An 11,281-nucleotide genomic window follows, 5' to 3' on the forward strand; every position below is an offset into this window, starting at 1 on the left:
GGAATCCGGCACGGACACGAAGCCGGACACGGGTTCACAGCCGGGCACGGACGCGGCCAGGGGCACGAAGCCGGACACGGACGGCGCTACGGACACGACGCCGGGCGCGGGGTCGGCACCGGCGGCCACGCCTGCGGAAACGGACTCGGGTGCCGGCACGGACGCCGGCGCGGAACCGAGGCCCGCCACGGGTGCGGGTGCCGGCGCGGAACCGGGGTCCGCCACGGGTGCGGGTGCGGCGGGCAAGGTGCCGGCGCCGGCGGCCCGTGCGGACGCGGACGACCGGAAGCCCGGGAGCGGGGCGGGAGCCGCCGCGCGGACGAAGGCGGCCGAGGCCTCCGGGCCGGCGGACGAGAGCCCGGCGGGCGCGGCCCGGGCGGCCGATGCTCCGCCGGTGGCGGCCGAGGCCGAGGCCAGGCGTGCGGGTGCCGAGGGCTCCGCACCGCACCGCGCGGAGCCGGCCGGTGCCTCGTCCTCCGAAGGGAAGCCCACCGACGCCTCGCCGACGGACCGGAAGCCGGCCGACGCCGAGCCGGTCGCCCCGGCGGCGGCGAAGGCCTCCGGCCCGGGGCAGGGGTTCAGGAAGGCCGGCGGGACCGGGCGGACCGCGAAGGCGCAGAGCGCGGCCGCGACGGCCGAGGGCAGCCTGCTGGCCGGGCGGTACCGCCTCGGCGGCGTGCTCGGGCGCGGCGGCATGGGCACGGTCTGGCGGGCGGTCGACGAGACCCTCGGGCGGACCGTCGCCGTCAAGGAGCTGCGCTTCCCGACGAGCATCGACGAGGAGGAGAAGCGACGCCTCATCACCCGGACCCTGCGCGAGGCCAAGGCCATCGCCCGGATCCGTAACAACGGCGCCGTGACCGTCTACGACGTCGTCGACGAGGACGACCGGCCGTGGATCGTCATGGAGCTGATCGAGGGCAAGTCCCTCGCCGACGCCGTCCGCGAGGACGGCACGCTCACCCCGCACCGCGCCGCCGAGGTCGGCCTCGCCATCCTCGACGTGCTGCGCTCCGCGCACCGCGAGGGCATCCTGCACCGCGACGTGAAGCCGTCGAACGTGCTGATCGCCGACGACGGCCGGGTCGTCCTCACCGACTTCGGCATCGCCCAGGTCGAGGGCGACCCGTCGATCACCTCCACCGGCATGCTCGTCGGCGCCCCCTCCTACATCTCGCCCGAGCGGGCCCGGGGCCACAAGCCGGGGCCGGCCGCCGACATGTGGTCGCTGGGCGGACTGCTGTACGCGAGCGTCGAGGGCAGCCCGCCGTACGACAAGGGCTCCGCGATCGCGACCCTCACCGCCGTGATGACCGAGCCGGTCGACCCGCCGAAGAACGCGGGGCCGCTGCTGGAGAAGGTCATCTACGGCCTGCTCGCCAAGGACCCGGCCCAGCGGCTCGACGACGCGGGCGCCCGGGTGCTGCTGCGGGCCGTGCTCGACGCGCCGGCGCCCGTGATCGAGCCCGAGCACTCGCCGGAGGCGACCCGGGTCGTCCCGCTGCCGCCGGCTCCGCCGGAGCCGCCGTTCGGCCCCGCCACCACCGGCAAGGCCGCCGCAGGCAGGTCCACCGAGGCGGCCGCCGAGCGGATGCGGGGCGCGCTGAAGTCCGTGCGCAACGCCGCCGTGGCCAAGCCCGATCCGAAGAAGGCCGGCAGCGGCCGGCCGGCCCCCGTCCAGGGCGGCGGCAGGCCCGCCTCCCCGCGGGCGTCGCTCACGGACGTGGTGCCCCGCCGCACGCTCGTGATCATCGCCGCGGTCGTGGTGCTGGCGCTGCTCGCCACCATCCTGACCGTCGCGCTGAGCGGCGGCGACGACGGCAAGGGGAACGCGGGCGGCGACAAGGGAACCGGCGACACGGTGACCTCAGCCGGTGCCACGGCCGGCAACGGCGACGAACAGGCCCAGACCCAGGGGCAGGGCCAGGGCCAGACGCCGAGCGACCCCGGTCAGCAGGGCGGCGACCAGCCGGGCGGGACGGGCAAGCCGAGCGGCACGCCGTCCGGCAAGCCCGGCACGGGCACCCCGGGCACCGGCGGAGCGCAACTGCCCGCCGGCTACGTCATGGTGACGAACGACCGCTTCCACTTCAGCATGGCGATGCCGGCGTCCTTCAAGCTCACCGCCATCGCCGGAGTGAACTCCGGCGGGATATTCAACGCCGGCGGTGGCTTCCCCCGTGTCCAGGTCGACTTCAACGGCAGCCCGAAGGACGACGCGGCCAGCGCCTGGGCCGGTGCCGTGGCCGGGGTGTCCGCGACGAGCAACGGCTACCGCCACATCGGCATCAGGCCCGTCTCGTACAAGGGCTATCCGACGGTCGCCGACTGGGAGTTCGAGCGCAACCAGAGCGGGATCCGGGTACGGATACTGAACCGGGGCTTCAAGGTGGACGCCAAGCGCGGCTATTCGATCATGATCAGCTGCAAGGCCGACGCCTGGGACGCCGCGGAGTGCAAGACGCTGCGGGAGACGGCGTTCGCCACGTTCAGCCCCAAGGACTGACCCGCGGCACGTATCGTGAGAGGTCGTGGACCGTACGCATTCGGACAGAGCCGATAACGGTCCAGGAATAGACCGGAATTGACGGTTTCGTGCGACCTTGGGATCCGGGTGGATCGCCGGAGGTCCGTGGGAGACCCGGGGGACAGCGCGCTCGGGGAGGCGTCGTGGAGGATTACGCGGGCAGGGTGCTCGCCGACCGCTACCGCCTGCCGCTCGCGCCCTCGGACGCCCTCGATCTGGTCGAGACGCGCGCCTTCGACACCTACAGCGGCCAGGAGGTGCTGGTCCGTCAGGTACCGCTGCCCGAGGTGGTCGACGCCGAGTTCCTGGACGGCGAGGCCGGGGGCGACGGCGGCCGGGGCCACGGCGGCCCCTTCGCTTCGCACCGGAGCGAGGGGCGGGCGACCCGACGGCCGGCCGATCCGGCCGTGCGGCGGGCCGTCGAGGCGGCGCAGGCCGCCGCGCAGATCCCCGACCACCCCCGGCTCGACCAGGTCTTCGACGTCTTCGCCGAGGCCGGGTCGCTGTGGATAGTGAGCGAACTGGTGGCGGCCAGACCGCTGGCCGCGCTCCTCGCCGAGGGGCCGCTCAACCCGTACCGCGCGGCCGAGATCGGCGCGGACGTCCTCACCGCCCTGCGGGCGCTGCACGCCCACGGCTGGACCCACCGGAACATCACCTCGCGCACGGTGCTCGTGTGCGACGACGGCCGCGTGGTCCTGACCGGCCTCGCCGCAGGTGCGGCGGAAGAGGCCCTCTGCGGGTACGCCCCGGTGCCGTCGCCCGAGGAGGACGACCAGGGATACGACGCCGAGCCCGACGCCACGGATGACGAGGGGTGGCAGGAGGGCGGGCCCTCCGACGGGCCGTACCTGCCGGGGACGGCCGATCCTGAGGGCGCGGACGGGCCGGGACGCCCCGATGCCCCCTACCTTCCCGTGGCGGACGAGCCCGATGGTGCGGGCGAGGCGGGGTGGCAGGAGGGCGGGCCCTCCGATGACCCGTACCTTCCGGTTCCGGCGGCCGAGCGTCCGGGGCAGGGCGTGGCCGTGCCCGGGACCCGCCGGCCGATGGAGATCGAACCGGCGCCCCCGCACCGAGGCGCCGAAGGCGCCGACCTGCCGGGCGGTCCTCCGGCGGCGAGTCCGGCCGCGGACGTGCGGGCGGCCCGGGCGGGAGCCATCGCCGCGTACCGGGCGGGAGCCCGTGCCGCCGCCCGGATCGGCGAGTCCGGCGCGCTCCCCCCAGGGCACCGGAACCCCGCCGCCGGCCACAGCCCCGACCCCGCCCGCGGGGCCGAACGGCACCCCGGCCAGAGCCCCGGCCCCGACTCCGGCCCGGACGACGACGCCCCCGCACTGCCGGCGTACCCCACACCCGTGCCCGCGCAGGGTCTCGGCCCCGAGCCGCGGTGGTGGTCCCAGGCCGTCGACGACGAGGACGACGAGGACGACGACGAGGACCGGCACGGCGGGCACGGGAACGACGGCGGCCGGCCGCCCCGCGCGTTGCTCACCGGCTCCTGGAGCGACGGGCCGCACGCCTCGCGCGACGCCTCGGGACCGGTTCCCGCCGGCGGCTCCGCCCCCCGTGCCCACTCCGGCTCAGGCTCAGGCTCCGGCTCCGGGCAGGTGCTCCCCGGCTCGGGCCGCCCCGCCCTGCCCGCCGGCTACACCCCCGCCGCGGGCCCCGCCCCCGTGCCCGTACACCGCTCCGGAGGCTGGGACGACGAGCCCGCGGCGGACGGGCCGGGCGCCGCCGACCTGTACCGCGGCCCCGCCACCCGGCTCGCCGCCGAACGGGCCCGCCAGACCCGGATCGCCGTCGTCGGCGCCGTCACCGAGCGCTGGGCCCCCGAACAGGCCGCCCCCGTCCACGCCAACTGGCGCCTCGCGCCGCCCATCGGCCCCGTCACCGACCTCTGGGCGCTCGGCGCGCTGCTCTACCGCGCCGTCCAGGGCCACGCCCCGTACCCGGAGGACAGCGCCGCCGAACTCGTCCAGCTGGTCTGCGCCGAGCCCCCGGCCTTCGCCGAGGAGTGCGGGCCGCTGCGGCCCGTCGTGGAGTCCCTGCTGCGCCAGGACCCCACCGAGCGCCCCGACTTCGAGGAGCTGCGCGGCTGGCTCCGCTCCCTCGTCCGCTCGGCCCCGGAGCCGGAGGCCGGGGTCGGCGTCATACCGCTGCCGTCCTTCGACTCCACCCGGCTGCCCGTCGTGCGCCGTCGTGGCGAGCTGGTGCGCAGGCGCCGCGCCGCCGCGGCCGGCGGTCGCCACCGCCACCGGAAGGGCAAGCAGCCGGCCCGTGCCCACGAGCCGCAGGGCCCGGCCCGCGCCGCACGCCCCGCCGCCCGCCGGGCCTCCGCGCAGGAGGGTTTCCACGAGGAATTGCCGCAGCGGGCGCCGCGCGCCCCCAAGCCGCCCCGGGCCCCGAAGCGGTCGGGAGCCCCCCGCTCCCCGCGCTCCCTCGGCCGTACGCTCCTGGTGCTGATCCTGCTGCTGCTCGGCGGAGCCGTCGCGTACGCCGTGATGTTCATGCCCAAGGACGGCGCCGGGGGCCAGCGGTCCGCCGGGCAGACCGGTGGGCGGTCCGCCGAGCCGTCCGCCCCGACGGATCCCGGCCCGACGAAGACCGGCGCCCCGAGCACGAAGCCGGCCCCGAAGCCCAGCGCCGAGCCCGGGCGCACGCCCCCGCCGGCCGCCACGCCGCCCGCCGCCGGACTGGCGGCCGGGTACACGCTCCGCACCGACCCGGAGGGCTTCCAGGTCGGCGTCGCCGACGGCTGGCGGCGCAGCCCCATCAACGACGCCGGACAAGTCCGCTATGTCGGCGGGGACTTCACCCTGATCATCGTGCCGGGCCGGGACACCGTGCAGGCCGGCGGCGCCGACCCGATGGCGTACCAGCGCACCAAGGAGCGCGAGCTCCAGCCCTGGCGGGACTCCTCCTGGTCCAGCGCGTCCGGGCTGCGCCGCATCGAGGTCGGCCGACAGGTCATGGCGGTCGGGGAGTTCACCTGGCAGGACAGCACCGGCCGGATGGTGTTCGTCCGCAACCTGGCCCTGATCGAGGCCGGTCGGTACCACGTGGTGCAGGTCATCGGTCCGGAGAACGAACGGGACAAGGTGTCGCGGATCTACGACCAGGCCGTGAAGGCCTACCGCGCGACGCGCTGAACCGGCCGGGACCACCCACGACGCGGACACCACCCACGACGCGGACACCACCCACCGGAGCAGCCGCCCGGCCCCCCCGCCGGGGCTTGGGTTCCGCCGAACCGGTCACAAGCATGTTCCGTTGCCCGCCCCGAGGTTCCCCAGGCCGCGTGCTCTCCGTAACCTGGCCTGTGAAGGAACGGGCGGGGGCAAGTGGAACATTCTCAGAGCGCAGACACGGGGTCCGGGACCGGAGCGGACACGGGAGCGGGCCTCCTGCTGGCCGGACGCTACCGGCTGGGCGAGACCATCGGCCGCGGTGGCATGGGCAAGGTCTGGCGCGCCCATGACGAGGTGCTGCACCGGATCGTGGCAACGGCGGGTCGGTTCGTGGCCGAAGCCGACCGCCTCGTACTGCACGCCCGTACGCAGAAAGAGGCCCGCGCCGCCGCCCGGATCACGCACCCCGGCGTGGTCACCGTGCACGACGTGCTGGAGCACGACGCCCGGCCCTGGATCGTCATGCAGTACGTCGACGGGCCCTCGCTCGCCGACGCCGCCAAGGAGGCGGGCACGATCGAGCCCCGCGAGGCGGCCAGGATCGGGCTGCACGTCCTCGGCGCCCTGCGCGCGGCCCACGCGGCGGGCGTGCTGCACCGGGACGTCAAGCCCGGCAACGTCCTGCTGGCCCGCGACGGACGGGTCCTGCTCACCGACTTCGGCATCGCCGCGATCGAGGGCGACTCGACGATCACGCGTACCGGTGAACTCGTGGGCTCCATCGACTACCTGGCCCCGGAGCGGGTACGGGGCGGCGACCCCGGACCGGCCTCCGACCTGTGGTCGCTGGGCGCGACGCTGTACACGGCGGTGGAGGGCACCTCGCCGTTCCGCAGGACCTCCCCGATCGGCACCATGCAGGCCGTGGTGACGGAGGAGCCGGCGCCTCCGCGGAAGGCGGGGGCGCTGACCTCGGTCATCGTCGCGCTGCTCCGCAAGGACCCGGCGCAGCGGCCCCGCGCGGACGAGGCCGAGCGGATGCTCCTCGACGCGATGGAGGGCCGGCAGCCGCAGGCTGCCCAGGCGTACGTCCCCACACAGCGGGTGGGACGGGAGGAGCTGACCTCCGCCACCACCCCGCTCCCGGCCGAGGAAGACTCCGCGTCCACCACCACCCCGACGGCCACCCCCGCGTCCACGCCCTCGCACACCCCGGCGCAGCCCCCCACCGTGGTGCCCCGGCCCGCCGGCCCGGCGGCCAAGGGCCGTGGACGCTGGCGTACGGCGGTCCTGGCGGCCGTCCTCGCCGGTCTGGTCGCCGGCGGAGCCGTCTTCGCCGCCATGCAGTACTCCGGCGGGGGCGAGGGCGGGAACACCGGCCGGGACGCCACGGTGCCCGCCGTGACGGAGCAGACCCCCGGCCCCGTCCCGGCCGGCTGGCACCGGGTCGAGGACCCCGAGGGCTTCAGCCTGCTCGTCCCCGACGGCTGGAAGCGGCAGACCGACGGCGACAACATCGACTACACGCCGGACAACGGCCGCCACCGGATCCGGATCAGCATCGATCCGACCCCCGACTTCGAGAACCCGTACGTGCACGTGCTCGACCTGGAGAAGACGCTCAAGAGGCGGATGCAGTACCAGCGGATCAAGCTCAACCAGAACACCTACCGCGACCAGGTCCGCTCGGCCCGGTGGGAGTTCACCTGGTACGAGAAGCAGGAGTTCCCCGGCCCGAGACACGCCATCGACCAGTTGTACTTCACGGACGACGGCACCGAGTACGCCCTGTACATGTCCTCGCCGGAGTCGAGCTGGGCGGTCACCCGGGAGCAGTTCGACATCGTCCTGAGGCATTGGCGGGCGCCGGGTGAGCAGGTGGGCTGAGCGGTCCCGGATCCGGCGACGAGCGGCACCGGATCCCGGAAATCGCCCGTGTGTCCGACCGTAAGCCCCTGATCAGGGCTTATGTGCCAGCGATCGCTGGCGTGATGTGCGCACCCGGTGAAAACGCGTTACCGACGGGTACCCAAAGGACTGAATGCGGCCTACTCTCGCCCTCATGACGGACTCGCAGGCACTCACCGCCCCGGCCACCGCCGCCACCGGCACGAACCCCCTCGCGCCCACGCCGGCCGGTGCCCGCACCGCCGCCGACGTGGTCACCCCCGAGGTGGTCGCCCAGCTCACTCGCGGAGTGATCGGCTCCGGCCGTACCGCGAACCACACCCCCTTCACCGGGGCGAAGCTGTCCGATCTGCCCGAGTCCACCCCCGAGGACGTCCTGGAGGCCTTCGCGCGCGCCCGCGCGGCCCAGGGCGCCTGGGCCGCGACCCCCGTCAAGGCCCGGGCCGCCGTCCTGCTCCGCTTCCACGACCTGGTCCTGGAGCGGCAGGCCGAGGTGCTCGACCTCATCCAGCTGGAGACCGGCAAGGCGCGCCTGCACGCGCACGAGGAGGTCCTGGCGGTCGCCGTCGCCGCCCGGCACTACGGCCGCAAGGCCCCCTCCTACCTCCGCCCCAAGCGCCACACGGGTGTCGTCCCGACCCTCACCAAGGTCACCGAGCTGCGCCAGCCGCGCGGGGTCGTCGGCCAGATCGCCCCGTGGAACTACCCCCTGGAGCTCTCCGTCGGCGACGCGCTGCCCGCCTTCGTCGCCGGCAACGCCCTGGTGATGAAGCCGGACACCGAGACCGCCCTCACCGCCCTGTGGGCCCGTGACCTGCTGATCGAGGCGGGGCTGCCCGCCGAGGTCTTCCAGGTCGTCCTCGGCGAGGGGCCGGTGGTCGGGCCGGAGATCGTCCGGCACGCCGACTACGTCTCCTTCACCGGTTCCACCCGGACCGGCCGCGAGGTCGCCCAGGGCGCCGCCGCCCGCCTCGTCGGCGTCACGCTCGAACTCGGCGGCAAGAACGCCATGCTGGTCCTGGAGGACGCCGACGTCGAGAAGGCCGCCGCGGGCGCCGTCCGTGCCTGCTTCTCCTCGGCCGGACAGCTCTGCATCTCCATCGAGCGGCTGTACGTCCACGAGTCGGTCGCCGACGACTTCGTCGCCCGGTTCGCCGCCCGCACGAAGGCGATGCGGCTCGGCAACTCCCTCTCGTACGGCGCCGACATGGGCTCCCTGGTCGGCGAACGGCAGCTGGAGACCGTCTCCCGGCACGTCGAGGAGGCCGTCGCCAAGGGCGCGAAGCTCGTCGCGGGCGGTGTCGCCCGCCCCGACATCGGCCCCCTCTTCTACGAGCCGACCATCCTCGACGGCGTCGAGGCGCCGATGGCCGTCTGCACCGAGGAGACCTTCGGCCCGGTCGTCTCGATCTACCGCTTCACGGACGAGGACGAGGTCATCGAGCTCGCCAACGCCACGCCGTACGGCCTCAACTCCTCGGTCTGGACGAAGGACGCCCGCCGCGGTCACGCCGTCGCCACCCGGCTGCGCACCGGAACGGTCAACATCAACGAGGGGTACGCCCCCGCGTACGGCAGCGTCCGGGCCCCGATGGGCGGCATGAAGGACTCCGGTCTCGGGCGGCGCCACGGATCGGAGGGCATCCTCAAGTACACCGAGGCCCAGACCGTCGCCCACCAGCGGCTGCTCCCGCTCGCGCCGTCCTTCGGGATGGACGACGAGAAGTACGCCGCGCTCATGAGCGCGTCCCTCAAGGCGATGAAGGCCCTGCGCCTGCGCTGACCCCCTGCCCGTTCCCGCCCCTTTCACGTACGAGGAGAGCCATGACCGCGGTACCCCCTGCCCGGAATCAGGACGATGACGACCTGGACTCGTTGTACGACTACGACGTCGTCGTCGTCGGCTCCGGCTTCGGCGGTTCGGTCACGGCCCTGCGGCTGACGGAGAAGGGCTATCGCGTCGGCGTCCTGGAGGCGGGCCGCCGCTTCACGCGCGAGACGCTGCCCAAGAACTCCTGGGACCTGAAGAACTTCCTCTGGGCCCCGGCCCTCGGCCTCTACGGCATCCAGCGCATCCATCTGCTGGGCAACGTCATGGTGCTCGCGGGCGCGGGGGTCGGCGGCGGCTCGCTCAACTACGCCAACACCCTCTACGTACCGCCGGCGCCGTTCTTCGACGACCCGCAGTGGAAGGGGATCACCGACTGGCGGGACGAGCTGGCGCCCTACTACGACCAGGCCAAGCGGATGCTCGGGGTGCGCCTGAACCCGACCACGACCCCGTCGGACGTGCATCTGAAGGCGACCGCGGAGGCCATGGGCATCGGCGACACCTTCCACATGGCGCCGGTCGGCGTCTTCTTCGGGGACGGGGCCGACGCGGACGGGACGACGCGGGCCAAGCCGGGCGAGGAGGTCCCCGACCCCTACTTCGGCGGCGCGGGCCCCTCCCGCAAGGCGTGTGCCGAGTGCGGCGAATGCATGACCGGCTGCCGCCACGGCGCCAAGAACACCCTCAACGAGAACTACCTCCACCTCGCCGAGAAGGCCGGCGCCGTCGTCCACCCGATGACCTCGGTCGTCGCGGTCACCGAGGACTCGCGGGGCGGCTTCGCCGTCAAGACCCTGCCGACGGACAACAAGAAGCGGGGCAAGGGGCGGACGTTCACGGCCCGGCGGGTGGTCGTCGCGGCCGGGACGTACGGCACGCAGACGCTGCTCCACCGGATGAAGGACACCGGCCTGCTGCCCCGGATCGCGGACCGGCTCGGCGAGCTGACCCGGACCAATTCCGAGGCGCTGGTCGGCTCGCAGACCACGGACCGGCGCTACCGCGAGCGGCACGGCGTAGCCAGGGTCGACTTCACCCGCGGTGTGGCGATCACGTCCTCCATCCACCCGGACGAGAACACCCACATCGAGCCGGTGCGGTACGGCAAGGGCTCCAACGCCATGGGCGGCATGACCATCCTCCAGGTGCCCTACGGCGCACACCGGGTGCGCAACTGGCTCCTGCGCATGGCCAGGCACCCGTCCCTCGCGCTCCGCGCGCTCTCCAACCGCCGCTGGTCGGAGCGGACGATCATCGGCCTCGTCATGCAGTCGCTGGACAATTCCCTGACGACCTACCGCAAGCCCGGAGGTCTCGGGAAGGGTCTGCTCACGGCCCGCCAGGGCCACGGCGCGCCGAACCCGACGCAGATCGCCGAGGCGACCCGGGCCGCGTCCCTGCTGGCGGAGGAGATCAACGGCTTCGCGGGCTCCAACATCGGCGAGCTGATGGGCACCCCGCTGACGGCGCACTTCCTGGGCGGCTGCCCGATCGGCGCCGACGCCGCCACGGGTGTGATCGACCCCTACCACCGTCTCTACGGGCATCCGGGCATCTCGGTCGTGGACGGAGCGGCGGTCTCCGCCAATCTCGGGGTCAACCCCTCGCTGACGATCACGGCCCAGGCGGAGCGCGCGATGTCCTTCTGGCCGAACAAGGGCGAGGAGGACCCGCGCCCGCGTCAGGGGGAGGCGTACGTCCGTCTCGCGGCCGTCGCCCCGAAGTCCCCGGCCGTCCCGGCGGACGCCTTCGGCGCGCTGAACCTGCCGTTCCTGGGAATGCCGGCGGTCCCGCCGAAGAAGGCCTGAAGGGCGGCGGGGGGGGGGGCCCCCCCCCCGCGGGCCCCCCCCCCCCCACGCCAAAGCTGAGCCCCCCCCCCCCCCC

At 74.4% G+C, this 11,281-nt stretch carries 5 protein-coding genes; all 5 read left to right on the top strand.

Annotation, left to right across the window (positions count from 1 at the left end):
* The first annotated feature begins 247 nt into the window (after positions 1-247).
* On the top strand, positions 248-2,506 hold the full coding sequence (locus ACFZBD_RS27385; protein ID WP_391144324.1) for a protein kinase: 2,259 nt from the start codon (positions 248-250) through the stop codon (positions 2,504-2,506).
* 164 nt (positions 2,507-2,670) lie between these two features.
* Complete coding sequence (locus ACFZBD_RS27390) at positions 2,671-5,679, top strand: protein kinase (protein WP_391144326.1); 3,009 nt, start codon at positions 2,671-2,673, stop codon at positions 5,677-5,679.
* A gap of 192 nt (positions 5,680-5,871) precedes the next feature.
* Positions 5,872-7,545, top strand: a complete 1,674-nt coding sequence (locus ACFZBD_RS27395) for a protein kinase (protein WP_391144329.1) — start codon at positions 5,872-5,874, stop codon at positions 7,543-7,545.
* A gap of 175 nt (positions 7,546-7,720) precedes the next feature.
* Complete coding sequence (locus ACFZBD_RS27400; RefSeq protein WP_391144331.1) at positions 7,721-9,349, top strand: succinic semialdehyde dehydrogenase; 1,629 nt, start codon at positions 7,721-7,723, stop codon at positions 9,347-9,349.
* Between the two features lie 41 nt (positions 9,350-9,390).
* Positions 9,391-11,205 carry a GMC oxidoreductase gene (locus ACFZBD_RS27405; RefSeq protein ID WP_391144334.1) on the top strand — a complete coding sequence of 605 codons (1,815 nt, stop codon included), beginning with the start codon at positions 9,391-9,393 and terminating at the stop codon, positions 11,203-11,205.
* Positions 11,206-11,281 lie beyond the last annotated feature (76 nt).

It is taken from the genome of Streptomyces sp. NPDC008121 (genome assembly GCF_042957155.1).
In the GTDB taxonomy this organism is placed as follows: domain Bacteria; phylum Actinomycetota; class Actinomycetes; order Streptomycetales; family Streptomycetaceae; genus Streptomyces.